Origin of the sequence: Nocardioides mangrovi, from assembly GCF_020073815.1 — a bacterium.
Taxonomy (GTDB): Bacteria; Actinomycetota; Actinomycetes; order Propionibacteriales; family Nocardioidaceae; genus Nocardioides; species Nocardioides mangrovi.
In genome coordinates, this window is the sequence record NZ_JAIQZJ010000007.1 from 108,585 (window position 1) to 132,735 (window position 24,151).

Here is a 24,151-nt window from a genome sequence, read left to right on the forward strand (position 1 = left end):
TCAACCCCGGTCGAGCTGCAAGGTCTCCGGGGTGTGCAGCCGCACCAGGAACCGGTCGGCGTCGGAGGGGACCCGGTCGCGGGTGAGCCTGGAGACGGCGACCATCGTGGCCAGCGCGAGCGGCACCGTCCAGGCCGCGGGCTGCCCCATCAGGGTGTCGAGCCAGCCGTCGGGCGAGGAGACCGCGATCGTCCAGCCGATCGCGACCGTCGAGCCGAGTCCGCCGGCGGCCAGACCCGCGATGGCGCCGTACGACGTGAGGCCGCGCCACCAGATCCCGAGGAGCAGCAGGGGGCAGAAGGTCGCGGCCGCCATCGCGAAGGCGAGCCCCACCGCCCGGGCGACGCCGAGGTTGGGGACGAGCAGCGCGACCACGCACGGCACCGTCACCGCCGCGACCGCCGCGACCCGGAAGGCCGCCACCCCGCCCAGCCGCCGCCCGCGCACCCGGGTGCGGCCGGTCACGTCCTGCGAGAGCACGCCCGCGACCGCGATCGACAGCCCCGACGACGTCGACAGGAAGGCCGCGAACGCACCGGCCGTCACCATCCCGGTCAGCACCTCGCCGAGCGGCCCGTCGAGCATGATCCGCGGCAGCTCCAGCACGAGGGCGTCGGACGCCCCCGACACGGCCAGCTCGGGCGCGTAGACCCGGCCGAGCGCGCCGTACACCGGCGGCAGCAGGTAGAAGACGCCGAGCAGGACCAGCACCACGAGCGTCGTACGGCGCGCCGCCCGGCCGTCCGGATTGGTGTAGAAGCGGACGACGACGTGCGGCAGGCCCATGGTGCCGAGGAACGTCGCGATGATCAGCGAGTAGGTGATGTAGAGGCCCTCGCCCCCGCCCGGCGCGAGCGGCGTCGACCAGGCGCCGAGGTCGACCGGCCGCGGCCGGTCGTCACCGGCCCACACCACCAGCAGCACCGCGGCCGGGACGAGCAGCGCGGTGAGCTTGAGCCAGTACTGGAAGGCCTGCACGAAGGTGATGCTGCGCATCCCGCCCGTGGTGACGTTGACCAGGACGACGACGCCGACGATCACCGGCCCGACCCAGGTGGGCGCCCCGACGGCCGAGCGCAGGGTGAGCCCGGCGCCCTGGAACTGCGGCAGCAGGTAGAGCCAGCCCACGGCCACGACGAGCACCGAGCAGACCGCGCGTACGCCGCGCGAGCCCAGCCGGGCCTCGGCGAAGTCGGGCAGCGTGTAGGCGCCCGACCGGCGCAGCGGAGCGGCCACCAGCACGAGCAGGACGAGGTAGCCGGCGGTCCAGCCGACGGGGTACCAGAGCATGTCCGCGCCGTTGACCAGCACCAGCCCGGCGACGCCGAGGAAGGACGCGGCGGAGAGGTACTCGCCGCCGATCGCGCTCGCGTTGAGCCGCGGGTGCACGGTGCGGGACGCGACGAAGAAGTCGCTCGTCGTCCGGGAGAAGCGCAGGCCCCACACGCCGATCGCCAGCGTCGCGAGGGTGACCAGGGTGATCGCGACGATGCCGGGAGCCGCGTCGAGCCCCGGGCTCACTCGACCTCCGAGACGATCTCGGCGAAGTCGGCCTCGTTGCGCTCGGCGCGTCGGACGTAGGCCCAGCCGAGGACCACGAGCACGGGGTAGACGACGACGCCGAGCAGCAGGAAGCCGAGCGGGATGCCCAGCAGGCGTACGTCGGAGAGCTCGGGCACCAGGTGGAAGGCCAGCGGCAGCAGGCCGATCGTCAGCGCCACGACGAGCAGGACGCCGACCGCGAGCCGGAGCTGCTCACGCAGCAGCGAGCGCATGTAGACGTCGCCGAGGCGGGTGCCGGCGTCGATGTCGGCGACTCCTCCGGGAGTACGCCGGCGGCGCGGCGGGCCGGTGACCCGGACGCGGGGAGCTGGGTCGCTCACGGTCCGGTCCGGGGCACGGTGCGCTTGTCCAGCAACAGCTCGCGCAGCTCGCGGGTGTGCCGTCGGCTCACCACCAGCTCCACGGCCTGCGGCCCGGCCGGTCCGACCACGACCGTGCAGCGGCCCGCGTCCATCCGCACCTCGGTCACGTGGGCGAGCGAGACCAGCAGCGACCGGTGGATCCGCACGAAGCCCGCGCCGGCCCACTCGTCCTCGAGCGTCGTCAGGGGGCTGCGCAGCAGGTGCGACCCGGTCGCGGTGTGCAGCCGCGCGTAGTCGCCCTGCGCCTCGACGTGGGTGATGTCGGACCGGTGGAGGAAGCGGGTCACCCCGCCGCGCTCGACGGCGACCTGGGTGTCGTCGCGGGCGGGCTCGGCGCCGGGGTCTCCCTCGACGGTCGCGACGACGCGGCGTACGGCCTCGGCGAGACGTTCGGCGCGCACCGGCTTGAGGACGTAGTCGACGGCGCGCAGCTCGAAGGCCTCGACGGCGTGCTGCTCGTGGGCGGTCACGAAGACGACCGGAGGGGGAGTGCGGAAGCGGGTCAGCACCTGCGCGAGCTCGAGGCCCGTCAGCCCGGGCATCTGGATGTCGAGGAAGAGTGCGTCGACGCTGCCCTCGTGCAGGATCCGCAGCGCCTCGGTCGCCGACGTGCTGGTGACCACCTCGCCGATCCGCTCCTCGGCGGCCAGCAGGTAGGCCAGCTCGTCGAGCGCCGGCTGCTCGTCGTCGACCACCAACACCCTCATGCGTGCACCCCCGGGGCGAACTTCGGCACCCGCACGACGACCTTGGTGCCGGCGCCCGGGGCGGTCTCCACGACGAGACCGTAGTCGTCGCCGAAGGTCGTGCGCAGCCGTGCGTCGACGTTGCCCAGCCCGACCGAGTCGGAGGTGGCGTCGCCGGCGAGCGCCCGGCGTACGACGTCGGGGTCCTCACCGGCGCCGTCGTCCTCGACCTCGATCACGCACTCCTGGTCCTGGTCGCGGGCCACGATGGTGATGTGACCGCCGGCCTCGGCGGCCTCGAGTCCGTGGCGTACGGCGTTCTCCACCAGCGGCTGGATGCACAGGAAGGGCACTGCCACGGGCAGCACCTCCGGTGCGATCCGCAGCGTCACGCGGAGCCGGTCGCCGAAGCGGGCCTGCTCGAGGAGGAGGTAGCGCTCGACGGAGCGGAGCTCCTCGGCGAGCGTCGTGTACTCGCCGTGCCGGCGGAAGGAGTAGCGGGTGAAGTCGGCGAACTCCAGCAGCAGCTCGCGGGCCCGGTCGGGGTCGGTGCGCACGAAGCTCGCGATCGCGCCGAGGGAGTTGTAGATGAAGTGCGGGCTGATCTGCGCGCGCAGGGCCCGGACCTCCGCCTCCATCAGCCGGGTCCGGCTGGCGTCGAGCTCGGCCAGCTCGAGCTGGGCGCTCACCCACTGCGCGACCTCGCCGGCGGCGCGGACCAGGCCGGCGGTCGGCTGCGGCGCGAAGACCTGGAGCGTCCCGACCACCCGCTCGTCGACGACCAGCGGGCTGGCGATGGCGGCCCGCACCTCGCAGCCCGCGGCGTCGCAGGGCAGGTCGGCTCGGTCGAAGACGCGGGTGCTGCCGCGCTCGACGGTCTCCCGGGCGAGCGCCGGCGACTGGCCGGTGTGGTGCTGTCCGGATCCGTGCCAGGCCAGCGTGGTCGCGGTGTCCGTCAGCGCGAGGGCCGGGCTGCCGAGCAGGTCGTGGAGGTGCCGGATGCTGCGCTCCGCGCTGTCGGTGGACAGCCCCGAGCGCAGCGCCGGTGCGGCGAGGGAGGCGGTGTGGAGCGTCCGGAACGTCGCGCGGTCGGCCTCGGTGCCGAGGTGGCGCCGACGCCACGGACGCGACATCGGCTACCGGAAGTCGATGAGGAGGACGTCGTCGTCGACCGCTGGCGTCGGCTCCGCGGCCGGCGGACCGTCCTCGGCCACGGGTGTCCGGACGATCCGGTCGGCGACCGGGGCGCGGAAGCAGGAGACGACGTACGGGAGCTGCATGCCGTCCATCCCCCGGCCGTAGTCGTCGTAGAAGGCGAGCACCTCGGCGAGCTTGGCGCGGCGGCCCTCCTCGTCGAGGACGGCGACGTTGGAGCGGGAGAGCACGAGGTCCTGGATGGAGTCGCGGTCGATGACCTGCCAGTGCTTGTGCAGCTCGTGCTCGACCGGCCCGAAGCACCCGGAGGCGTCGACCTCGTCGGTCGGGTCGGTGCCGCGCTCCTGGCTGCCGATGATCCGGCCGAGCTTCTTGACCCACGGGATCCGCTCGTCGCGCTGGTTCCAGACCAGGGCCAGGTGGCCGCCGGGCTTGAGGACCCGGGCGATCTCGGGCAGCGCGCGCTCGTGGTCGAACCAGTGGAAGCACTGCGCGCCGATCACCACGTCGTACGACGCGTCCGGGACGGGCAGCTCCTCGGCGGCGGCCGTCGAGGTGCGGACGTCGGGCAGCCGGAGCCGCAGGCGGGCCAGCATCTCGTCGTCGGGGTCGGTCGCGTGCACGTCGTGGCCGGCCGCGACCAGGGCGTCGGTCAGCTTGCCGGTGCCGGCGCCGATCTCGAGGACCGTGAGCGGTTGCTCGCCCACGAGCCAGGCCACCGCCTCGGCGGGGTAGCCCGGGCGTCCGCGGTCGTAGGCATCGGCGACGGAGCCGAAGGAGCGGGCGTGGTCGGGCTGGTCGGTCATCGGGGTCACGGTACCTGCTGGATACGGTTGCGGACGTGAGCGCTGATCCCCTGTCGCGGCTGGTGTCCCTCGAGGGCGTGCCGTCCGCGTACGCCGCCGCCCGGGACGGCATCGACGTGATGCTGCGCGACCGCGGCCTGCGCCGTACCTCTCCCGAGACGACGGGCGAGAGCCTGCTCCGCGGCGCGCACGCGTCGGCGGTGCTGGAGGGCTCGGCGTCGTCGCTGGCCGAGGTGCGCGAGGGCGTCGGGGACGAGATCGCCGGCGACGCGGTCCGGGTCTCGACCGAGCTCCTGGGGCTGGCGCCGGTGCTGTCGCGGGCGCCGCTGCAGGCGTTCGCGCGGATCCACGCGCTCGCTGCCGCGGGGCTGCCCGCCGAGGTCCGCGGCCGCCCGCGCGACGCCGACGCCGCCGCCCGGCTGCGGATCCTGGCCGACGCGCTGTCGGCCCCGACGACCGCCCCGGCGCTGCTGGTCGCCGCCGTCGTGCACGCCGAGCTCGCCACCGGTGCGCCCTTCGCCTCGCACAACGGCATCGTCGCCCGCGCCGCCGAGCGGCTGGTCCTGGTCGCGCGCGGCGTCGACGAGAAGTCCCTGGTCGTCCCCGAGGCCGGCCACCTCGCCCTGCGCGCGGCGTACGAGTCCAACCTGCGCGGCTACCGCGACGGCGGCGACGCGGGTGTCCACTCCTGGCTGCTCTACGCCGCGGAGGCGTACGCCGCCGGCGCCGAGGCGAGCCCGCTGCGGCGGGCTGCGGAGTAGGCGCTCTCCCTGAAGATGCGAACGGCACCCGGGAAAACGAGTGGTTGGGCCGGGTGCCGCCGCTGACACATGAGCCCTGGGCTACCAAGCGTGCAAATTCCAATTGCGGCCCCGGGAGTGTCCCGGCTCGGCCAGCGCCCTGTAGGAAGGGTAGGTCGCCGCGTGGGTACCCGGCTCACGTGCAGGATGTGGAGTTCTTGCCCTCGTTTGTACGCCGGTCTCCGGAGGCCTTCAACCCCCTACGTCCCTTGACTTGTCGGGCCGAGAGTGGGTGGGTCATGTCCCGAGACGACGCTTGCGCGCATTGACCCACAGGACTCCGCCGACCGCCACGACCCCACCCACGGCGAGGGCCGCGAGGGTCTGCTTGGGGGGCAGCGAGACCCGCGACTGGAGGGCCACCGGCTTGGTGAAGACGAGCACCGGCCAGCCGTGCTCGCCCGCCGCCCTGCGCAAGTCCCGGTCGGGGTTGACGGCGTACGGATGGCCGACCGCCTCCAGCATCGGCACGTCGGTGACCGAGTCGCTGTAGCCGAAGCACTCGGCCAGGTCGTAGCCGCGCTCCTCGGCCAGCTCGCGGATCGCGCGCGCCTTCTCCTCGGCGTACGCGTAGTACTCGATGGTGCCGCTGTAGCGCCCGTCGACGATCTCCATGCGGGTCGCGATCACGTGGTCCGCACCGAGCATCGCGGCGATCGGCTCGACCACCTCCGTGCCCGACGCCGAGACGATCACGACGTCGCGGCCGGCCAGGTGGTGCTCGTCGATGAGCGACACGGCCTCGTCGTACACGAGCGGGTCGACGACGTTGTGCAGGGTGTCGGCGACGATCTCGCGGACGGTCGCGACGTCCCAGCCGGTGCACAGCTGCGACATGAACTGCCGCATCTTCTCCATCTGGTCGTGGTCCGCGCCGCCGACGAGGTAGACGAACTGGGCGTACGCCGACCGCAGCACCGCCCGCCGCGAGATCAGGCCGCCGGCCTGGAACGGCTTGCTGAAGGCCAGCGTGCTCGACGTGGCGATGATCGTCTTGTCGAGGTCGAAGAAGGCAGCGGTCGGGCGGGACGCCATGCCGCCATCGTAGGGCGTACGACGGACCGGTCCGGCCCACTTTCCATCCACAGGTACGCGCGAAACCCCTGTCTCCACAAGGGCTCTCGCCTCCGGCCCCTCTCGTCGCCGCTCCGGGTGAGGATCCCGACATGACCTCCGCCACCGCACCCTCGCCCCCACCTCCCCTCGTCGTGACGCGCGACCCGGCGCTGCTCGACGAGCTGCTCCGGCTCGCCGCCGCGGCCGGCATCACCCCCGAGGTGGCCGCCGACAGCGGCGCCGCGCTGCGCGCCTGGTCGTCGGCGCCGGTGGTGCTGGTCGGGGCCGACGTCGCCGACGAGCTCGCCCGGATCGGACCGGTCCGACGCCCTCGCGTCCACGTGGTCGCCCTGCTCGCGGTCCCGGACGAGCTCTTCCGGACCGCGCTCGCCGTGGGCGCCGAGAGCGTCGCCCAGCTCCCGCGCTCGGAGGCCTGGTTGACCGAGATGCTCACGGACCTCGGCGAGGCGGATCGGGCCGCGGGCGTCGTGGTCGGGGTGCTCGGCGGCAGTGGTGGGGCCGGCGCCACGACCTTCGCCTGCGCCCTCGGGCAGCTCGCCTCGCAGCGGGGCCGGGCGCTGGTCGTCGACGCGGACCCGCTCGGTCCGGGCGTCGACCGGGTGCTCGGCCTCGAGGACCGCGACGGCGTCCGGTGGGACGGGCTCTGCCAGACCACGGGTCGCCTCGGCGCCCGGGCGCTGCGCGAGGCCCTGCCCCGTCGTGCCGACCTCGGCGCCCTCACCTGGCGGGTTGGGGCGCCGGGCTCGCTCCAGGCGTTCGCGGTCCGCGAGGTGCTCTCGGCCGCGCGTCGTGGCCACGACTTCGTGGTGGTCGACCTGCCGCGCAGTGCCGACCCGGTGGCCGCCGAGCTCGCCGACCGGTGCGACCAGCTGCTGGTCGTCGTGGTGCCGACGGTGGCCGGGGTGGCCGCCGCGGTCCGCACCTGCGCACGCCGTCCCGACCCGGCGGCCGTCCGGCTGGTGCTGCGGGGATCCGGGATCGACGCAGCGGCGATCCAACGGGCGACGGGCATCCCGGTCATCGTCGAGATGCCCGAGCAGCGCGGGCTCGCGGAGGCCATCGACCTCGGGCTCGGTCCGGTCCGCTCCCGCCGCAGCGCCCTCGGCCGCGCCGCCGGCCAGGTGCTCGACCGGATGGCGCTCGTGCACGGCCGCGAGCTCGCCGCATGACCGCCGGCCCGGGCGCGGTCGCCTCCTCCGACCTCGAGCTGGTGCGTGACCGGCTCGCGCGCGACCCGGGCGACCTCACCCCGCACCGGGTCGCCGAGGCGCTGCGCGAGAGCGGGCGCCCGGTGGGCGACGCGACGGTCCTCGCGGTCTACGAGACGCTCCGCCGCGACGTCGTGGGCGCCGGTCCGCTCGAGCCGCTGCTGCGGCTGCCCCACGTGACCGACGTGCTCGTCAACGGATGCGAGCGGGTCTACCTCGACCGCGGGTCCGGGCTCGAGCTCACGCCGGTGCGGTTCCCCGACGAGGAGTCGGTGCGGCGCCTCGCCCAGCGGCTCGCCGCGCTCGGCGGCCGGCGGCTGGACGACGCGACGCCGTACGCCGACCTGCGGCTGCCGGACGGCACCCGCTTCCACGCCGTCCTGGCGCCGCTCGCCCGGCCCGGCACCGTCGTCTCGCTGCGGGTGCCGCGGCGCGAGTCCTTCAGCATCGGCGAGCTGGTGTCCCTCGGGATGCTCGGCGAGGACGTGGCGGCCGTCCTCGAACAGATCGTCGCCGCCCGGCTGGCGTTCCTCGTCAGCGGCGGCACCGGCACCGGCAAGACCACGCTGCTCGCCGCCCTGCTCGCCCGCGTCGACCCGGCAGAGCGGCTCGTCCTCGTCGAGGACGCCAGCGAGCTGCGGCCCGACCATCCCCACGTCGTCGCGCTCGAGGGGCGCCCGCCCAACATCGAGGGACGGGGCGAGATCCCGGTCCGCACCCTCGTGCGGCAGGCGCTGCGGATGCGCCCCGACCGGCTGGTCGTGGGGGAGGTGCGCGGTGCCGAGGTGGTCGACCTCCTCGCGGCGCTCAACACCGGCCACGAGGGTGGGTGCGGCACCCTCCACGCCAACTCCGCCCGCGACGTCCCCGCCCGGGTCGAGGCCCTGGCCCTGGCCGCGGGTCTCGGGCGCGACGCCGCCCACAGCCAGCTCGCGGCCGCGGTCGACGTGGTGCTCCACGTCGGTCGGGGCCCGGACGGCACCCGTCGGCTGCGGGAGGTCGCGGTCCCGACCCGGGGCGCGGACGGGCTGGTGGTGATGTCGAGCGCCCTCGCCGTCGGCCCCGACGGCACGGCCGCGCCGGGTCCCGCGGCCGAGGGCCTGAGCGCCCGGCTGTGCCGATGACCGGCCTCGCGCCCCTGGCCTGCGTGGCCGCGGCGCTCGCCGCCGCACTCCTGGTCCGACCGCCTCCCGCGCTCCCGGCCCGGCCACGTCCGGCTCGGCCGCCGCGGGCGCTGATCGCGCTCCTCGCGGCGGGGCCCTGCCTGCTCGTGCCGCGCGTCGGCGCGCTCCTGGCGATCGCGGCCGGCGCGACGTGGGCCGGGGTCGCCCTGTGGCGCCAGCACCGTCGTCGGCGACGAGCCGTCGAGGTGGCCGACCGGGTGCTGGAGACCTGCGAGGTCCTCGCCGGTGAGCTCGCGGCGGGGCAGCCTCCGGGAGCCGCCCTCGACCGAGCCGCCGGGATCTGGTCGCCACTGGCGCCGGTGGCGGCGGCGTTCCGGGTCGGCGGCGACGTGCCCGCCTCGCTGCGTCTGGTCGCCGGGGAGGTGGAGGGTGCCCGCGACCTCGCCGTGGTGGCCGCGGCCTGGCAGGTCGCGCACCGCACCGGCCAGGGCCTAGCGGTGACGGTGGAGCGGCTCACCGACTCCCTGCGCGCCGCCGCCGCGACCCGTCGTGTCGTCGCCGGCGAGCTGGCCTCGGCCCGGTCGACGGCCCGGCTGGTCGCCGGGCTGCCCGTGCTCGCGCTGGCGATGGGGTCCGGCGCCGGCGGCGATCCGTGGGGCTTCCTGCTCGGCACGACAGCCGGCCTCGCCTGCCTCACCGGCGGGCTGGCGCTCGGCTTCGCCGGGCTCTGGTGGATCGAGTCGATCGCGCGCGACGCGGAGACCCGCGCATGACCGCCGAGGCCTGGCTCGCCGCCCTCGCGGCCGGTGCCGCCGTCGCGCTGCTCGTCCCGGTCCGGGCGCGGCTGCCCGACCTGCAGGCCCCGGCCGCCGCCGGCGGGCCGCCGGAGGAGCGAGGACTCCTCCACCGGTTCCGGCTGGTGTGGAGCGTCCTGGCCGGCTGCGGCGCCTTCGCATTCCTCGGCGGCCCGGCCGCGCCGGTGGCCGCGGTCGTCGCGGCCGCGACCACCTGGGTGCTCGTCGGTCGCAGCGAGCCACCCGCCACCCGCCGCCGTCGGGAGTCGGTGCGCCGCGAGCTGCCCCACCTGGTGGAGCTGTTCGCCGCGACGCTGCGCGGCGGCGCCTCACCGGGCGACGGCATCGCCGTGGTCTGCGCCGCACTCCCCGGTCCCGCCGCCGACCGGCTCGCCGGCGTCGCCGCCCGGCTCTCCCTCGGGCTCGACCCGGTGGCCGTCTGGTCCGCGCTCGAGACCGACCCCGAGCTCGGCCGGCTCGGCCGCGCGCTCGCCCGCGCCCAGGCGAGCGGCGCTCCCGTCGTCGCGTCCGTCGAGCGCCTCGCCGACGACCTCTCCCGCTCCGCCCGCGCCGAGACCGAGGAGCGAGCCCGCTCGGTCGGCGTCAAGGCGGCCGTCCCGCTCGGCCTCTGCCTGCTCCCCGCCTTCCTGCTCGTCGGCATCGTCCCGCTCGTCGTCGCGCTGCTCGCCACCCTGGACCTCTGATCGCCGAGGCCGCCGAGGCATGTAACGCGGAGTTGTGGGCTCTGCGGGGTCGTTCTGCCGCCTCACCAGACCCCACAACTCCGCGTTACCTGCGGCCGCGGCCGCGAGCCCACCCACCATCCACAGGCGAGCCCCGGACCGAGCTCTCCACAGTCGGCGCGACGCCGGCTGCGACGGCCGGCGCGATCGCGGAAGGTCGACCCGTCGGCCGCATCGGGCGGCCGGAAGACGAAGGAGCTCCTCATGCGCGTCCGCCCCACCTTCCGCCGCTACCTCCACGGCCACCGGGCCCACCTGCGCCGCCCGGCCGCCGCGGACGAGCGGGGCATCACCACCGCCGAGTACGCCGTCGGCACGGCAGCCGGCGCCGGCCTGGCCGGCCTGCTCTACAAGCTGCTCACCGGCGGGTTCGGCGACCAGCTGCTCAAGACGCTGTTCGACCACGTCCTGAGCCTCCTGGGCATCGGATGATCACCCCACGACACCGCGGACTTCCCCCGCTTCACTCCTCCCGTCCGCGCTTCCGCGGGGACCCCGGATGAGGCGCCGCCGGCGCGACCAGCGGGGTGCGGCGACCGCCGAGCTCGCGCTGACCCTGCCGCTGCTCATCGCCGTCACCATCGGGCTGGTCTGGCTGCTCGCCGTCGGGGCCGCGCAGGTGCGCGCCGTCGACGCCGCGCGGGAGACGGCCCGGGCGGTCGCCCGCGGGGACGACGAGGGGGCGGCGGTCGCCCGGGGTCAGCAGGTCGCGCCGGCGGGCAGCCGGGTCGTGGTCACCGACCGGGGCGACGAGGTGGTCGCGGAGGTGACCGGCAGCGTCGGCGGTCCGGGTGGCCTCTTCGGGTTCCTCCCGTCGGTCACCGTCACCGCCCGGTCGGTCGCGGCCGCCGAGGAGACCGCGCCATGAGCCGGCGGCCGGGACGCGGCGACCAACGCGGCTCGGCGACCCTCTTCGCCGTCGCCTGCCTCGCGCTGCTGATGGTCCTCGGCGCCGCGCTCGGGGTGGTGGCCGCGATGGTGCACGCCCACCGGCAGGCCCAGTCCGCCGCCGACCTGGCCGCGTTGGCCGGTGCCCAGGCGCTGGCCCGCGGCCGTGACCCGTGCTCGGCGGCGACGGCGATCGCGAGCGCCAACGACGGGACCCTCGCGTCCTGCCGGGTCGACGGGCGCGACGTGCTGGTCGAGGTCCGGGTCGACGGTCCGCGCTGGCTCGGCCAGCACGGCGACCTCAGCGGTCAGGCCCGGGCCGGCCCCGGCTGAGCGGACCGGCCTGCGGGGTGGGGGCGGCGTCAGCGGGGGCGTCAGAAGGAGCGCTCGGCGCCGTTCCCGTCCTCCTCGCGGCGCTCGGCCTCCTGACGGTCGAGCTTCTCCGAGAGCTCGCCGAGCCGCTTGGACTCGCGCCGGTGCCGCAACGACCGCTTGGTGCCCCACTTGGTCAGGCTGAAGCCGAGCAGGAGGGCCACGCCGCTGCCGACCCCGATCAGGAAGAGCGTGAGGTCGCCGATGCCGACACCGAGCAGCTCGGTGGAGCCGTCGACCGTGCCGACGGCGGCGATGATGGCGAGCGCGCCGAGCGCGATCAGGATCAGACCCAGGACCATGCCCCGAACCTAGAGCATGTCTCCCACCACGTCGGTGGCCTGCTGCGCGCCGTTCATGGCGCCTTGCCATCGCACGCCGTGGACGACGCTCGCGACGGCCAGACGTGAGAGACCTGCCCTGATATGTCGTCGGAGGGTGCACCCGCCAGCAGCAGCGCGAGCAGCGCGGCGGCGCCCGGCTTGTCGAGCGGGTTGTTCTGGTTGCCGCACTTGGGCGACTGGATGCAGGACGGGCAGCCGTCCTCGCAGGCGCAGGAGAGGATCGCGTCGCGGGTCGCGCCCAGCCAGGCACGGGCGGCGTGGAAACCGCGCTCGGAGAAGCCCGCGCCGCCCGGATGGCCGTCGTAGACGAAGACGGTGAGCTGCCCGGTGTCGGGGTGGACGGCCGTCGAGACGCCGCCGATGTCCCAGCGGTCGCAGGTCGCGAAGAGCGGCAGCAGCCCGATCGAGCAGTGCTCCGCGGCGTGCGCGGCGCCCGGCAGGTCGGCGGGCGCGAGGCCGGCCTCCTCCAGCACGGCGTCGGGGACCGTCCACCACACGGCGGCGGTGCGCAGGGTGCGCGGCGGCAGGTCCAGGGGCTCCTCGCCGAGCACCTCGCCGCCGGGCTGGCGGCGCCGCAGGAAGCTCACCACCTGGTGGGTCACCTCGACCTCGCCGAAGGACAGCCGGCACGGGCCCCAGGCGCGGTGGTCGCGCTCGCCGACGATGGTGATCTCGGTGGTCTCCCGCGCGGTCGTGGAGTAGGCCGGGTCGTCGCGCTCGATCTCCGCGACGTGCTGCTCCAGGTCGAGCGAGTGGACGAGCCAGGTCTCGCCGCGGTGGACGTAGACCGCGCCGGCATGGGCGGTGGAGTGGGCGCTCGATGCGTCGACGGTGCCGACGACCCGGCCGGTGCCGCGCTCGACCAGCTGCACGGGCGAGCCGCCGGCGGAGCGGATGTCGGTCAGGTCGCAGGCGCGGCGCCGGTCGGTCCAGAACCACCCGCGCGGTCGGCGCCGGAGCAGGCCGCCCTCGGTCAGCGCGTCGACGACCTCGCGCGCGGTCGGGCCGAAGAGCGGCAGGTCGGCCTCGGTGAGCGGCACCTCCTGGGCAGCGGCGCAGAGGTGCGGGCCGAGGACGTAGGGGTTGCCGGGATCGAAGACGGTCGCCTCGACAGGCCGGCCGAGCAGCGCCTCGGGGTGGCTGACGAGGTAGGTGTCGAGCGGGTCGTCGCGGGCGACGAGGATGCCGAGGGCGTCCTGCGCGCCGCGCCCGGCGCGGCCGACCTGCTGCCACAGCGCCGCGCGGGTGCCGGGGAAGCCGGCGATCAGCACGGCGTCGAGCCCGCTGATGTCGATGCCCAGCTCGAGCGCGTTGGTCGCCGCCAGCCCGATCAGGTCGCCCCGGCGCAACGACTCCTCGATCGCGCGGCGCTCCTCGGGGAGGTAGCCGCCGCGGTAGGGCGCGACCCGCGCCGGCAGGGACGGGTCCACCTCGGCCAGCAGCTCCGCGGCCGTCATCGCGACCTGCTCGGCGCCGCGCCGCGAGCGGATGAAGGCGAGGGTCCGGACGTCCTCGGCGACCAGGTCGGCGAGCAGGTCGGCCGTCTCGGACGACGCCGCCCGCCGCACGGGCGCGCCGTGCTCGCCGGTGGCGCCGCTGAAGGGCGGCTCCCACAGGCCGAGCGCCACCTGACCGCGAGGCGAGGCGTCGTCGGTGATCGCGAGGACGTCGACGCCCGTCAGCCGGTGGGCCGCGGTCTCCGGTTCGGCCACCGTGGCGGAGGCGAGCACGAAGGTGGGCGTGGCGCCGTAGGACGCGCAGACCCGGCGCAGCCGGCGCAGCACGTGCGAGACGTGGGCGCCGAAGACGCCCCGGTAGTGGTGGCACTCGTCGACCACGACGTAGCGCAGGGAGCCGAGGAACGACGACCATCGGGCGTGGCCGGGCAGCAGCGACCGGTGGAGCATGTCCGGGTTGGTGAGGAGGTACTCGCCGTGGTCGCGCGCCCAGTCGCGCTGCTCGCGGCTGCTGTCGCCGTCGTGCGTGGTCGCGCGGACGTCGAGCCCGAGCGCGGACAGCCCGGCGAGCTGGTCGTGGGCGAGCGCCTTGGTCGGCGCGAGGTAGAGGACGGTCGCGCCGCGCTGGCCGCGCGGCCCACGGGCGGCGCGGACCTCCGAGAGCGCCGGCAGCTGGTAGCCGAGGCTCTTCCCCGACGCGGTTCCGGTCGCGAGCACGACGTGCTGCCCGGAGTACGCCGCCTCCGCTGCCGCCACCTGGTGCCACCACGGCTGTGCCACCCCCCGCGCGTGCAGCGCGTCGACCAGCTCCGGGTCGGCCCACGCCGGCCAGTCGGCGTGCCGGGCCGCCCGCTGCGGCAGCACCTCGAGGTGGCGCAGGCGGTCCTCGCGACCCGGGACCGAGGCGAGCCGGTCGACCAGGTCCGCCACCGCCGCCGGGCGGCTGCCCGCAGGGAGGTGGGAGGCCGTCGTCACCCCGCCATTCTCCCCGACGACACCGACACCCGACCGACACCCGGCCGCCCCGCCGGGCCGCACTCCGGCCGGTCGGCGTACGCTGCGAAGCGCCACGGTCCTGACGTCCACAGCAGCCCTCATCCCAGGGTGTGTGGCCTACTTTGTGCGCAGGACCACGAGAGCGTGGTTTCATTGACCTGGCCGGAGGACGGGCGCTCGTCGCCCGCGATCCCGGCGGACTGATCGAACCGTACGGGAGAATCACGTGGATCTGACTCTGACGACGCGCGACGCCGGTGGCAAGACCATCGTTGCGGTCGGCGGCGAGATCGACGTCTACACGGCACCGAAGCTCCGCGACAAGATCACCGAGCTGGTCGCCGCCGGCGTCTACGACATCGTGATCGACATGGAGCAGGTCGAGTTCCTCGACTCCACCGGCCTCGGCGTCCTCGTCGGCGGCCTGAAGAAGGTCCGGGCGCACGACGGCTCGCTCGAGCTGGTCTGCAACCAGGACCGACTGCTCAAGATCTTCAAGATCACCGGGCTCGCGAAGGTGTTCGTCATCCACGACAACGCCGACGCCGCGCTCGCCGGGAGCTGACCGCTCCCGCCCACCGCCTCCGCTCCGCACCGGCCCGCCGTCCACGACGGCGGGCCGTTCGCATTCCCTGCTCCGGGATCCGCGCGCCGGCGCCGGTACGACGCGCCGTGTGGCGTGGATCACATGGTCGTGCTCTGCCGGGCACCCTCATGCGTAGACTCCGGCCCGTCCGTGAGATCTGCGTCACGTCCAGGTGACGGTGAGCCGCGCTCCCGGACGACCTCGATCATCCAACCTGAGCACCACGAGCACCCAGGAGGAATCGCATGACGGGGATCAGTCCCGCTGTCGTGGAAGTCTCCGGGGGCAACCTCGTCCTGGTCATCGTCGTCGCACTGATCGCGCTGGGCGCGCTCGCGATGGCGGCGATGTTCCGCCAGGAGGTTCTTGCCGCCGGTGAGGGCACCGACAACATGAAGAACATCGCCCAGGCGGTGCAGGAGGGCGCCAACGCCTACCTGCAGCGGCAGTTCCGCACGCTGGCGATCTTCGCCGCCGTCGCGTTCTTCCTGCTGCTCGCCCTGCCCGCCGACGACGCCACCGTCCGGATCTTCCGGTCGGTCTTCTTCCTCGTCGGAGCCGGCTTCTCCGCCTCGGTCGGCTACTTCGGCATGTCGCTGGCGGTCCGGGCCAACCTCCGGGTGGCCGCCGCCGCGCAGTCGGAGGGGCGCGACCCGGCCATGAACATCGGCTTCCGCACCGGGGCCACGGTCGGCATGCTGACCGTCGGCCTGGGCCTGCTGGGCGCGAGCATCGTGGTGATCATCTTCCAGGAGCACGCCCCGCACGTGCTCGAGGGCTTCGGCTTCGGTGCCGCGCTGCTCGCGATGTTCATGCGGGTCGGCGGCGGCATCTTCACCAAGGCCGCCGACGTCGGCGCCGACCTGGTCGGCAAGGTCGAGAACAACATCCCCGAGGACGACCCGCGCAACGCCGCGACGATCGCCGACAACGTCGGCGACAACGTCGGCGACTGCGCCGGCATGGCCGCCGACCTCTTCGAGTCCTACGCCGTGACCCTGGTGGCGGCGCTGATCCTGGGCTCCCAGGCGTTCGGCGACAAGGGCCTCGTCTTCCCGCTGCTCGTCCCGGCGATCGGTGCTCTCACCGCCGTCGCGGGCGTCTACCTGTGCAAGCCGCGCGCCGGCGAGAACGGCCTGGTCACCATCAACCGGGCCTTCTACATCTCGGCCGCGATCGGCGCCGTCGCGAGCGTGATCCTGGCGTTCGTCTACCTGCCGACCGACTTCTCCGACCTCGCCAACGCGACCATCGACTCCGACGGCAACCCGGCGCTCATCGCCGCGCTCGCCGTGGTCATCGGCATCGTGCTCGCCGCGGTCATCCTCAGCCTCACCGGCTACTTCACCGGCACCGACTACCGCCCGGTTAAGGACGTCGGCCGTACGTCGCTCACGGGCGCCGCGACCGTCATCCTGTCCGGCCTCTCCGTCGGCTTCGAGTCCGCCGTCTACACGACGCTGGTCATCGGTGCCGCGGTCTTCGGCGCCTTCCTCATCGGCGGCGGCACCGTCGGCATCGCGCTGTTCGCGGTCGCGCTCGCCGGCTGCGGCCTGCTGACCACGGTCGGCGTCATCGTCGCCATGGACACCTTCGGTCCCGTCTCCGACAACGCCCAGGGCATCGCGGAGATGTCCGGCGACGTCGACGGCGAGGGCGCGCAGATCCTCACCGAGCTGGACGCGGTCGGCAACACCACCAAGGCCATCACCAAGGGCATCGCCATCGCGACCGCCGTGCTGGCGGCCAGCGCGCTCTTCGGCTCCTACGTCAACGGCTACACCGACGCCCTCAAGGAGGTCCGGGTCACCGAGGAGCCCAGCAAGCTCACGCAGCTGGCGTTCTCGTTCGACATCTCCAACCCGAACATCCTGGTCGGTGCGCTGCTCGGCGCCGCCGTGGTGTTCCTCTTCTCCGGGCTGGCCATCAACGCCGTCGGCCGGGCCGCCGGCGCGGTGGTCTACGAGGTTCGCCGCCAGTTCCGCGAGATCCCCGGGATCATGGAGGGCACGGGCCGTCCGGAGTACGGCCGCGTGGTCGACATCGTCACCCGCGACTCGCTGCGCGAGCTGGCCACGCCCGGCCTGCTCGCGGTGCTCGCCCCGATCGCGGTCGGGTTCGGTCTCGGCATCGGCCCCCTGGCCGGCTTCCTGGCGGGCGCCATCGCGACCGGCACGCTGATGGCGGTCTTCCTGGCCAACTCGGGCGGCGCCTGGGACAACGCCAAGAAGCTCGTCGAGGACGGCAACCACGGCGGCAAGGGCTCGGAGGCCCACGCCGCGACGGTCATCGGCGACACGGTCGGCGACCCGTTCAAGGACACCGCCGGACCGGCGATCAACCCGCTGCTCAAGGTGATGAACCTGGTCTCGCTGCTGATCGTCTCGGCGATCGTCAAGCTGTCGGTGGGTGAGGACGCCAACACCCCGCTGCGGATCGTGATCGCGCTCGTCGCGTTCGCTGGCATCGCCGTCGCGGTCTACGTGTCGAAGCGCCGCTCGACGGTGATCGGCGACGACGAGCCGACCAGCTCCGCGCCGCCGCCCCCGCCGCCCCCGCCGGCGCAGGACCCGGCGCCGACGCAGCCGTTCGCGCCGACCCAGCAGTAGCCGGCAGCAGCCGCACCAGACGACACGACCCGCCCGGGAGACCGGGCGGGTCGTGTCGCGTTCGGGGTCTGCGGCTACTTCCGCTTCGCCTTGGTCACCGTGAGCGTGACGGCCTTGGACCTCGCGGCGGCGACCTTGCCGGACCCGGCGTACGCCGCGGTCAGCCGGTGCTTGCCGGCCTTGAGGCCCGTGAGCGAGACACCCTTCGCGGCCTGCTGGACCGACACCGTGCGCAGCTTCCTCCTGCCGTCGTAGACGGTGACCTTGCCGGACGGCTTGACGCCCGACCCCGCCTTCACCAGCACCGTGAGCAGGGCCGCCCTGCCCTGCGCGACCGAGGCACGGGCGAGCTTCGAGGAGACCTTCGAAGAGAGCTTCGCGACGGTGAGCATGGCGGTGGTGAACCTGCCGGCCTTGTACGCCGGGCGGGTGGCGGTGATCGTCACCGAGAGCGGCTTCCCGATGTCACGCTTCGTCACCTGGTAGGTCTGGGCGACCGCCCCGGTGATCGCCGTGCCCGCCCGCAGCCACTGGTAGGCGTAGTCGATCTGCACGGCGCCCTCGCTGCCACCGGTCCACTGTCCGGGGTCCGCGGTCAGGAGCCGGCCGACCTTCGGGGTGCCGGTGACACGCGGCTTGGCGACGAAGGTGATCGCGTCGCCGATCAGCGGGTCGACCGGGTCGCTGGTGATCGTGTTGTCGGTGTAGCCGTCGGAGTGGCCGGTGACCTTGACCGTGATCGCGTGACCGTAGTCGGCCGGCACGAGTGGGTAGGTCGCCGCCGTCGCGCCGCTGATCGGGGCGTCGTCGCGCAGCCACTGGTACTTGTTCGTCGCTCCGGCGCCGTCCCAGGTCGGTCCGCTCGTGGTCAGCGTGGTGCCGATCTTCTTCGTGCCGCCGACCGTGACGTCGGCGGTGGGGGTGAGGGCGGGCTGGGTGGCCAGCGGGATGTCGAGCGTGTCGGTGAGGACGGTGACCAGCGGCAGGCCGGCGAGCGCGCCGGTGACCTGGGCGGAGAGGGCGTGGCCCGCGTCGTCGAGCGAGGGGACGTAGGTCTGTCCGTCCGCACCGGGGATGGCGGTCCCGTCGCGCAGCCACTGGTAGGTCGTGCTCACGCCCGGGAGGCTCCAGACCGGGTCGGTCAGGCTGATCAGCTGCCCGACCTCTGCGGTGGCCGGGAGGCCGAGGCCGGAGAGCAGGGCGAGCACGGTGTCGCCGGGCTCGGGGTCGCCCGGGCTGCCGGGGTCGCCGGGGTCGCCGGGATCGCCTGGGTCGGTGGACCCGTCGGGGATCACCGAGATGGCGTTGCTGAAGACCGAGACCGGGAGCAGGCCGAGCACGGTGCCGGTGACGACGGCCTGGATGGCGTGGCCGGCGTCGGCGGTGGTGGTCGGGTAGGTGGTGTCGGTGCCGCCGCCGACCGCGGTTCCGTCGCGGAGCCAGCCCGTCGTGGTGCTGACACCCGGCAGGTTCCACGTCGGCACGGCGGCGACGGAGATCGCGGACCCGGCGACGCCGGTGCCGTCGATGACCGGCGCGGACAGCGCGGCGAGGGTCTCGCCGAGGCCGATGCGATGGTGCGACTGCGCCTGGGCCGGTGCGGAGGTGCCGACCGTGAGGCCGGCGACGACGAGCAGCGGGACGGCGACGGCGCCTGCGGCGCGCACGATGCGATGCATGGCCCGGTGATTCCCGTCACATTCCGTCACCAATCCGATGGACTAGACCTGCCGCGATCGTGTCGGCGGACGCCCCACCCCTAGGCTCCTGGGATGAGCTCGAGCACGATCGCCTCGCTCCCTCACCGGCTGCGCGCGGCGCTCGTGATGGCGGGGTTCACCTACGACGGGGTCGCGGAGATCCTCGGCCCGGAGGCCCACCAGGCCCTGGCCCGCAACGAGACCACGCCCGCGCTGCGACGTACGTCGGGCGGCTGGCCGCTCGAGACCCTGATCCGGCTCTTCCTCCTCCAGACTCCGGTCGAGCTGGACGCGGCCGAGCGGGCGCTGCCCGGGCTCGTCGCGCGGCTGGCAGCGGAGGGCGTCCTCGAGCAGACCGTCGGCGAGGTCGCGGCGCGCCTGGACGTCCGGCCGTACGCCGCGGACGGCGACAACCTCTGGGTGGTCAGCGACCTGACCCCCGGCCTCGACGGCGGTCCCAGCCGGGTCGGCCCCGACCACGTCCTCGGCATCAGCTCCGCCTCGACGTCGCTGGCCCAGATGACCCTGCGTGAGCCGGTCGGTCGCTCGCTCGACCTCGGCACCGGCTGCGGCGTCCAGGCCCTGCACCTGGCGCAGCACAGCGGCGAGGTGGTCGCCACCGACGTCAACCCGCGGGCGCTGCGGATCGCGCGGCTCAACATGGACCTCAACCGGATCGAGACCCCGGTCGACGTCCGGCAGGGCTCGTTCTTCGAGCCGGTCGCGGGGGAGCGCTTCGACCTGATCGCCACCAACCCGCCGTTCGTGATCTCCCCGGCGACCGGCGAGCGCCTCGTCTACCGCGACTCCGGCCTGCCCGGCGACCGCGTCGTCGAGGACATCGTCCGCGCGGCGCCCGACCACCTCACCGAGGGCGGTTGGTGCCAGGTCCTCGCCAACTGGGTGGTCCCGACCGGCGGCGCCTGGCAGGAGCGGCTGGCGTCGTGGGCGGCGTCCGACTGCGACCTCTTCGTGGTCCAGCGCGAGCTGGTCGACCCCGCGGCGTACGTCGAGCTCTGGCTCAAGGACGCCGGGCTGCACGGCGCGCCCGACTACCTCGTCCGCTACGACACCTGGCTGTCGTGGTTCGAGGAGCAGGGCATCGAGGCCGTCGGCTTCGGCTGGATCAACCTGCGCCGCTCCGGCTCGGCCGATCCGGTCCGCGACCTGCTCGAGTGGCCCTACGACGTGGAGCAGCCGATCGCGCCCGCGATCCGCGAGTGGGCGGTCGGCGCCGACGCCACGGTCGGCCTCGACTCCCGGCTGGTCGTCCGCTCCGACGTGCGGCAGGAGACGCAGGGCGCGCCCGGCGCCGCGCACCCGGAGACCGTGGTGCTGCGTCAGCAGCGCGGGCTGCGCCGCGCGCGGCAGGCCGACACCGTCGAGGCGGCCCTGGTCGGGGCCTGCGACGGCGACCTGACTGTCGGCCAGATCCTCGACGCCGTGTCGCAGCTGCTCGACCTCGACCCGGCGGAGACCCGCGAGGCCTACCTGCCGACCGCGCGCGAGCTGGTCCGCGAGGGCTTCCTGACCGCCTGACTCAGTCGCGCGGCAGGTCGATCACGAAGGCCGCGCCGCCCTCGGCCGCGGCCTCGACCCGGATCCGCCCGCCGAGGTGCGTGACCAGCCGGCCGACGATCGCCAGACCCAGCCCGTGGCCGCCCGGCCGCGCCCCGGCGTACCGGTCGTGGAGCACGCCCGGCTCGAACGCGACCCGGGCGTCGTCGGCGGTCAGGCCGGGGCCGCTGTCGCGGACCTGGAGGCGTACGCCGCCGGGGCCGTCGTCGAGCGCGAGCACGACCCGGGCGCCGGGCGGGCAGATGCGCACGGCGTTGTCGGTGAGCGCGTCGAGCACCTGGCGGACCCGGGCGGCGTCGGTCGTGACGACCACCGTTGACGCGGGGACGTCGGCCGTCACCGTCACGCCCGCCGCCTCACCGGCCGGAGCCCAGGCGGCCGCGGCGGTGCGGACGAGGTCGGCGAGGTCGGCGGGCGCGGGGCTGAGCGCGAAGTCGTCGGACTCCATCCGAGCCAGCGCGAGCAGGTCGGCGACGTAGCGGGCCAGCCGGTCCGCCTCGGTGCGCAGCAGGGCCCCGACCTCGGTGGTCTCCTCGGGGGCGATGACGCCGTCGGCGAGTGCCTCGGCGTAGCCGCGCACGGTCGTGAGAGGCGTGCGCAGCTCGTGCGAGACCGAGAGCAGGAAGTCGTGCTGGCGACCCTCGCTCGCGGCGAGCGCCCGGTCGAGCGCGCCGAGCGCGTCGACCAGGTCGCCGGCCTCGCGGCTGTCGGGCTCGGGGAGGTCGAGGCCGCGCTCGCCGGCGGCCATCCGCCGGGCGACGTCGGCCGCCTGGCCCAGCGGGCGGCTCATTCGTCGCGCGACGACCCACGCCGTCAGGCCGGCTGCGGCCAGGCCGAGCAGGATCGCGAGCAGCACCCGGCGGCGGAGCAGGTCGGTGAGCGAGGTGCTCGCGCTCTCGTCGCTCGCGACGACCACGGCCCCGCCGTCGCGGGCGGGACGCGCCTCGAGGACGACCTCCACGCCGTCGAGCGTGCCGTCGGCGGAGACCGACCCGCCCGCGAGGAGCTCGTCGACCTGCGCGTCGGTGAGGGCCTGGGCCGCCCCGACGCGGGCGCCGGTCCGGGTGACGACCCCGAGCTGGAGGTCGGTGCGCCCGGCGATCCGCTCGGCGCGCGGCGTGACCAGCCGCGCGGCGGGGAGGCGGGCGAGCAGGTCGGCCTGCCGGGCCATCGACTCCCGGACCGCCTGGTCGCTGGCGCCCGACAGCAGCGGCGCGAGCAGGCCGGCCACGACCAGGGCCACGAGCACGGCGACCCCGCCCAGGGCGAGCACGAGCCGGACCGCGAGGGGGCGGCGGGTGCTCACCGGCCCTCCGGGAGCACCCGGTAGCCCACGCCGCGCACGGTCTCGATCGGCGCGTGGTCGCCGAGCTTGGCGCGCAGCTGGGCGACGTGCACGTCGACGGTCCGGCTGCCGCCGAAGTCGCCCTGGCCCCAGGCGGTCGCGAGGAGCTCACTGCGGCCGAGCACCCGGCCGCGGGCCGCCATCAGCGCCTCCAGCAGGTTGAACTCGGTGACCGTGAGCGGCACCTCGGCCCCTCCCGCGGTCACCGTCCGGGTGCCGGGGTCGAGCCGGACCGCGCCCACCTCGAGCGGCGGGGAGCCCGGCCGGCCGTCGCGCCGACGGAGCACCGCCTTGACCCGGGCGACGAGCTCTCGCGGGGAGAAGGGCTTCGTCACGTAGTCGTCCGCACCGAGCTCCAGGCCCAGCACCCGGTCGACCTCGTCGTCGCGGGCGGTCACGAAGAGCACCGGCGTCCAGTCGTCGCGCTCGCGCAGGGTGCGGCACACCCAGATGCCGTCCTCGCCGGGCAGCCCGACGTCGAGCACGATCGCGACCGGGCGCAGCCGCTCGACGGCGGCGACCGCCGCGACCCCGTCGCCGACCACGTGCACGCCGTACCCCTCGCGGGTGAGGTAGCGCCGGTGGAGGTCCGCGATCGGCGCCTCGTCCTCGACGACGAGCACCAGCCCGCGCTCGTCGCCGTCGGGAGAGGTCACGGCAGCACGCTAGTGGCGCCGGGCCTGCCACGGGGCGGCCCTGACACGACCCGAACACGTCCCTGACCGAGCCGTCGCCCGGCGCACCCAGCGTGGTGGCCGTGCCGGGACGGGCCCGGCGGGAGAAGGAGCAGGACCCATGGGACTCATCACCTCGATCGCGGCCGTGACGACCGGCGTCGTCGCCACCGGGGCGACCCTCGCCGGCGCGCACGCCACGACCACCTCCACGCCGCAGGCCGACGCCCCGACCATCGCCTGCGGCGCGGTCTGGGACCGCCTGCCCGACGCTCTCCAGGACGACCTCGCCGCGCTCCGCGGCCTCTCGCCGGCCGAGCGGACCAAGGCCGTGCGGGCGATCCGGAAGGACGCCCTCGCCGGGGAGTACGGCGACCGCGTCCAGTCGATCGCGGAGCGCCGGGTCGGCCACCGGGCCGAGGTCTGGAAGCGGCTGCCGGCCGACCTGCGCCACGACCTGCGCGAGGCCCGTCAGGCCGACCCCGCCGACCGCGCGGCGGCGGTCGACGAGATCCGGACCAACGCGCTGGCCGGCGAGTACGGCGACCGCGTGCAGACCATCGCCGAGCGGCTGGCCGACCGCCGGGACGCCTGCGGGACCGCCTAGCCGAGCGACCCGGCGACGTCGAGCGGCTGCTCCTGGACCTCGCTGCCCAGCGTCATGTCGACCTGCAGCCGCAGGGTCGGCACCGGGTCGCAGGAGGCCTCCAGTACGTGCACGGTGCCGGACTCCCCGCCCGCGCTGCTGGCCACCTCGTTGCCGTCGGTGTCGGCGATGAAGAGCACCAGGGGCATCTGCGCGGTGCCCATCGCCCAGTCGTTGGGGAAGGTGAAGGTCTGGTCGCCCTGGACCTTCGCGACCAGCCCGTTGAAGTAGACGAACGGCTCCACGGCGCGGTCGTCCGCGATCTTCCGTGGGCTGACGGCCCAGATCCGCTGCGGTCCGTCGGCCTCGGCCTCGTCCCCGGGCGGGGGGTCGCACGTGACCTCCACGTCGGGGAAGGCGTAGGTCGAGCCGTCGGGTCGGGTCATCACCAGCGTGCTGGTCGGCCCGGACGGCTGGTCCACGGCGATCGTGTCGCCGCTGCCGTCGGAGCCGCTCAGCCCCAGGGCGACCACGCCGCCCACCGCGAGCACGGCCAGCGTCGTCCCGGCCGCGACGGTCCCGCGCCGCCGGCGCTGGCGGACCGCGACCCGGCGGGTGATCCGCTCCGGGGCGTCCAGCGGCGGCGCGAGGGCGGCCTCCAGTCGGTCGAATCCGTCCTTGATCTGCTGCTCGGTCAT

24 protein-coding genes are annotated in these 24,151 nt (G+C 74.8%); 12 read left to right on the plus strand and 12 right to left on the minus strand.

Annotation, left to right across the window (positions count from 1 at the left end; genetic code table 11):
• From K8U61_RS13045 to K8U61_RS13065, 5 genes are read right to left on the minus strand one after another with little or no spacing between them, the layout of a single operon-like run.
• On the minus strand, nucleotides 1-1,521 hold the full coding sequence (locus K8U61_RS13045) for a sodium/solute symporter (protein ID WP_224123466.1): 1,521 nt from the start codon (nucleotides 1,519-1,521) through the stop codon (nucleotides 1-3).
• Nucleotides 1,518-1,883, minus strand: coding sequence for a hypothetical protein (locus tag K8U61_RS13050; protein ID WP_224123467.1), 366 nt, complete (start codon nucleotides 1,881-1,883; stop codon nucleotides 1,518-1,520). The genes K8U61_RS13045 and K8U61_RS13050 overlap by 4 nt, the downstream gene beginning before the upstream one ends.
• Nucleotides 1,880-2,632 carry a LytR/AlgR family response regulator transcription factor gene (locus K8U61_RS13055; RefSeq protein WP_224123468.1) on the minus strand — a complete coding sequence of 251 codons (753 nt, stop codon included), beginning with the start codon at nucleotides 2,630-2,632 and terminating at the stop codon, nucleotides 1,880-1,882. The genes K8U61_RS13050 and K8U61_RS13055 overlap by 4 nt, the downstream gene beginning before the upstream one ends.
• Nucleotides 2,629-3,744, minus strand: a complete 1,116-nt coding sequence (locus K8U61_RS13060; RefSeq protein ID WP_224123469.1) for a sensor histidine kinase — start codon at nucleotides 3,742-3,744, stop codon at nucleotides 2,629-2,631. The genes K8U61_RS13055 and K8U61_RS13060 overlap by 4 nt, the downstream gene beginning before the upstream one ends.
• 3 nt (nucleotides 3,745-3,747) lie before the next feature.
• On the minus strand, nucleotides 3,748-4,572 hold the full coding sequence (locus K8U61_RS13065) for a class I SAM-dependent methyltransferase (protein WP_224123470.1): 825 nt from the start codon (nucleotides 4,570-4,572) through the stop codon (nucleotides 3,748-3,750).
• Nucleotides 4,573-4,607: 35 nt separating this feature from the next.
• Between K8U61_RS13065 and K8U61_RS13070 the strand changes: the two genes are divergently transcribed.
• On the plus strand, nucleotides 4,608-5,333 hold the full coding sequence (locus tag K8U61_RS13070) for a Fic family protein (protein ID WP_224123471.1): 726 nt from the start codon (nucleotides 4,608-4,610) through the stop codon (nucleotides 5,331-5,333).
• Between the two features lie 276 nt (nucleotides 5,334-5,609).
• Here K8U61_RS13070 and K8U61_RS13075 read toward each other — a convergent pair whose 3' ends face one another.
• Nucleotides 5,610-6,407, minus strand: a complete 798-nt coding sequence (locus tag K8U61_RS13075; RefSeq protein WP_224123472.1) for an HAD family hydrolase — start codon at nucleotides 6,405-6,407, stop codon at nucleotides 5,610-5,612.
• 131 nt (nucleotides 6,408-6,538) lie between these two features.
• Between K8U61_RS13075 and ssd the strand changes: the two genes are divergently transcribed.
• From ssd to K8U61_RS13110, 7 genes are all read left to right on the plus strand, one after another.
• Nucleotides 6,539-7,618: a septum site-determining protein Ssd gene (ssd, locus tag K8U61_RS13080; protein WP_224123473.1), complete on the plus strand. Its 1,080-nt coding sequence runs from the start codon at nucleotides 6,539-6,541 to the stop codon at nucleotides 7,616-7,618.
• Complete coding sequence (locus tag K8U61_RS13085; RefSeq protein WP_224123474.1) at nucleotides 7,615-8,781, plus strand: TadA family conjugal transfer-associated ATPase; 1,167 nt, start codon at nucleotides 7,615-7,617, stop codon at nucleotides 8,779-8,781. The genes ssd and K8U61_RS13085 overlap by 4 nt, the downstream gene beginning before the upstream one ends.
• Nucleotides 8,778-9,554 (plus strand): type II secretion system F family protein, encoded by a 777-nt coding sequence (locus K8U61_RS13090; RefSeq protein WP_224123475.1) that lies wholly within the window; start codon nucleotides 8,778-8,780, stop codon nucleotides 9,552-9,554. Before K8U61_RS13085 ends, K8U61_RS13090 begins: the two co-directional genes overlap by 4 nt.
• On the plus strand, nucleotides 9,551-10,279 hold the full coding sequence (locus K8U61_RS13095) for a type II secretion system F family protein (RefSeq protein ID WP_224123476.1): 729 nt from the start codon (nucleotides 9,551-9,553) through the stop codon (nucleotides 10,277-10,279). Before K8U61_RS13090 ends, K8U61_RS13095 begins: the two co-directional genes overlap by 4 nt.
• Before the next feature lie 243 nt (nucleotides 10,280-10,522).
• Nucleotides 10,523-10,750 carry a DUF4244 domain-containing protein gene (locus K8U61_RS13100; RefSeq protein ID WP_224123477.1) on the plus strand — a complete coding sequence of 76 codons (228 nt, stop codon included), beginning with the start codon at nucleotides 10,523-10,525 and terminating at the stop codon, nucleotides 10,748-10,750.
• Nucleotides 10,751-10,817: 67 nt separating this feature from the next.
• Nucleotides 10,818-11,186: a TadE family type IV pilus minor pilin gene (locus K8U61_RS13105; protein ID WP_224123478.1), complete on the plus strand. Its 369-nt coding sequence runs from the start codon at nucleotides 10,818-10,820 to the stop codon at nucleotides 11,184-11,186.
• Nucleotides 11,183-11,539: an Rv3654c family TadE-like protein gene (locus tag K8U61_RS13110; RefSeq protein ID WP_224123479.1), complete on the plus strand. Its 357-nt coding sequence runs from the start codon at nucleotides 11,183-11,185 to the stop codon at nucleotides 11,537-11,539. Before K8U61_RS13105 ends, K8U61_RS13110 begins: the two co-directional genes overlap by 4 nt.
• Before the next feature lie 41 nt (nucleotides 11,540-11,580).
• Here the strand turns inward: K8U61_RS13110 and K8U61_RS13115 are convergent, their stop codons facing one another.
• Nucleotides 11,581-11,880, minus strand: coding sequence for a hypothetical protein (locus K8U61_RS13115; RefSeq protein ID WP_224123480.1), 300 nt, complete (start codon nucleotides 11,878-11,880; stop codon nucleotides 11,581-11,583).
• Between the two features lie 53 nt (nucleotides 11,881-11,933).
• A complete protein-coding gene (gene sftH, locus K8U61_RS13120) occupies nucleotides 11,934-14,354 on the minus strand; it encodes a DEAD/DEAH box helicase (protein ID WP_224123481.1) in 2,421 nt (806 codons plus the stop codon).
• A 247-nt stretch (nucleotides 14,355-14,601) separates the two neighbouring features.
• On the opposite strand from sftH, the gene K8U61_RS13125 reads away from it, so the two are divergent.
• Together K8U61_RS13125 and K8U61_RS13130 are read left to right on the plus strand one after the other, a co-directional pair.
• Nucleotides 14,602-14,940, plus strand: a complete 339-nt coding sequence (locus tag K8U61_RS13125) for an STAS domain-containing protein (protein WP_224123482.1) — start codon at nucleotides 14,602-14,604, stop codon at nucleotides 14,938-14,940.
• A 266-nt stretch (nucleotides 14,941-15,206) separates the two neighbouring features.
• Nucleotides 15,207-17,570 (plus strand): sodium-translocating pyrophosphatase, encoded by a 2,364-nt coding sequence (locus K8U61_RS13130; protein WP_224123483.1) that lies wholly within the window; start codon nucleotides 15,207-15,209, stop codon nucleotides 17,568-17,570.
• A 74-nt stretch (nucleotides 17,571-17,644) separates the two neighbouring features.
• Here the strand turns inward: K8U61_RS13130 and K8U61_RS13135 are convergent, their stop codons facing one another.
• Nucleotides 17,645-19,249: an Ig-like domain repeat protein gene (locus K8U61_RS13135; protein WP_224123484.1), complete on the minus strand. Its 1,605-nt coding sequence runs from the start codon at nucleotides 19,247-19,249 to the stop codon at nucleotides 17,645-17,647.
• 93 nt (nucleotides 19,250-19,342) lie between these two features.
• On the opposite strand from K8U61_RS13135, the gene K8U61_RS13140 reads away from it, so the two are divergent.
• On the plus strand, nucleotides 19,343-20,809 hold the full coding sequence (locus K8U61_RS13140) for a DUF7059 domain-containing protein (RefSeq protein ID WP_224123485.1): 1,467 nt from the start codon (nucleotides 19,343-19,345) through the stop codon (nucleotides 20,807-20,809).
• Between the two features lies 1 nt (nucleotide 20,810).
• On the opposite strand, the gene K8U61_RS13145 is transcribed toward K8U61_RS13140, so the two are convergent.
• Entirely contained in the window at nucleotides 20,811-22,154 is a 1,344-nt protein-coding gene (locus K8U61_RS13145; RefSeq protein ID WP_224123486.1) for a HAMP domain-containing sensor histidine kinase, read from the minus strand.
• Nucleotides 22,151-22,849: a response regulator transcription factor gene (locus K8U61_RS13150; protein WP_224123487.1), complete on the minus strand. Its 699-nt coding sequence runs from the start codon at nucleotides 22,847-22,849 to the stop codon at nucleotides 22,151-22,153. The genes K8U61_RS13145 and K8U61_RS13150 overlap by 4 nt, the downstream gene beginning before the upstream one ends.
• A gap of 139 nt (nucleotides 22,850-22,988) precedes the next feature.
• Here K8U61_RS13150 and K8U61_RS13155 point away from each other — a divergent pair, with 139 nt between their 5' ends.
• Nucleotides 22,989-23,474, plus strand: coding sequence for a hypothetical protein (locus tag K8U61_RS13155; RefSeq protein ID WP_224123488.1), 486 nt, complete (start codon nucleotides 22,989-22,991; stop codon nucleotides 23,472-23,474).
• Here K8U61_RS13155 and K8U61_RS13160 read toward each other — a convergent pair.
• Nucleotides 23,471-24,151, minus strand: coding sequence for a hypothetical protein (locus K8U61_RS13160; RefSeq protein WP_224123489.1), 681 nt, complete (start codon nucleotides 24,149-24,151; stop codon nucleotides 23,471-23,473). The genes K8U61_RS13155 and K8U61_RS13160 overlap by 4 nt on opposite strands.

Coding starts and splice junctions, on each gene's coding strand:
- K8U61_RS13055 (WP_224123468.1), bottom strand. CDS start 2,632: ATGAGGGTGTTGGTGGTCGACGACGAGCAGCCGGCGCTCGACGAGCTG.
- K8U61_RS13060 (WP_224123469.1), bottom strand. CDS start 3,744: ATGTCGCGTCCGTGGCGTCGGCGCCACCTCGGCACCGAGGCCGACCGC.
- K8U61_RS13065 (WP_224123470.1), bottom strand. CDS start 4,572: ATGACCGACCAGCCCGACCACGCCCGCTCCTTCGGCTCCGTCGCCGAT.
- K8U61_RS13075 (WP_224123472.1), bottom strand. CDS start 6,407: ATGGCGTCCCGCCCGACCGCTGCCTTCTTCGACCTCGACAAGACGATC.
- ssd (WP_224123473.1), top strand. CDS start 6,539: ATGACCTCCGCCACCGCACCCTCGCCCCCACCTCCCCTCGTCGTGACG.
- K8U61_RS13085 (WP_224123474.1), top strand. CDS start 7,615: ATGACCGCCGGCCCGGGCGCGGTCGCCTCCTCCGACCTCGAGCTGGTG.
- K8U61_RS13090 (WP_224123475.1), top strand. CDS start 8,778: ATGACCGGCCTCGCGCCCCTGGCCTGCGTGGCCGCGGCGCTCGCCGCC.
- K8U61_RS13095 (WP_224123476.1), top strand. CDS start 9,551: ATGACCGCCGAGGCCTGGCTCGCCGCCCTCGCGGCCGGTGCCGCCGTC.
- K8U61_RS13100 (WP_224123477.1), top strand. CDS start 10,523: ATGCGCGTCCGCCCCACCTTCCGCCGCTACCTCCACGGCCACCGGGCC.
- K8U61_RS13105 (WP_224123478.1), top strand. CDS start 10,818: ATGAGGCGCCGCCGGCGCGACCAGCGGGGTGCGGCGACCGCCGAGCTC.
- K8U61_RS13110 (WP_224123479.1), top strand. CDS start 11,183: ATGAGCCGGCGGCCGGGACGCGGCGACCAACGCGGCTCGGCGACCCTC.
- K8U61_RS13115 (WP_224123480.1), bottom strand. CDS start 11,880: ATGGTCCTGGGTCTGATCCTGATCGCGCTCGGCGCGCTCGCCATCATC.
- K8U61_RS13130 (WP_224123483.1), top strand. CDS start 15,207: ATGACGGGGATCAGTCCCGCTGTCGTGGAAGTCTCCGGGGGCAACCTC.
- K8U61_RS13135 (WP_224123484.1), bottom strand. CDS start 19,249: ATGCATCGCATCGTGCGCGCCGCAGGCGCCGTCGCCGTCCCGCTGCTC.
- K8U61_RS13140 (WP_224123485.1), top strand. CDS start 19,343: ATGAGCTCGAGCACGATCGCCTCGCTCCCTCACCGGCTGCGCGCGGCG.
- K8U61_RS13155 (WP_224123488.1), top strand. CDS start 22,989: ATGGGACTCATCACCTCGATCGCGGCCGTGACGACCGGCGTCGTCGCC.
- K8U61_RS13160 (WP_224123489.1), bottom strand. CDS start 24,151: ATGACCGAGCAGCAGATCAAGGACGGATTCGACCGACTGGAGGCCGCC.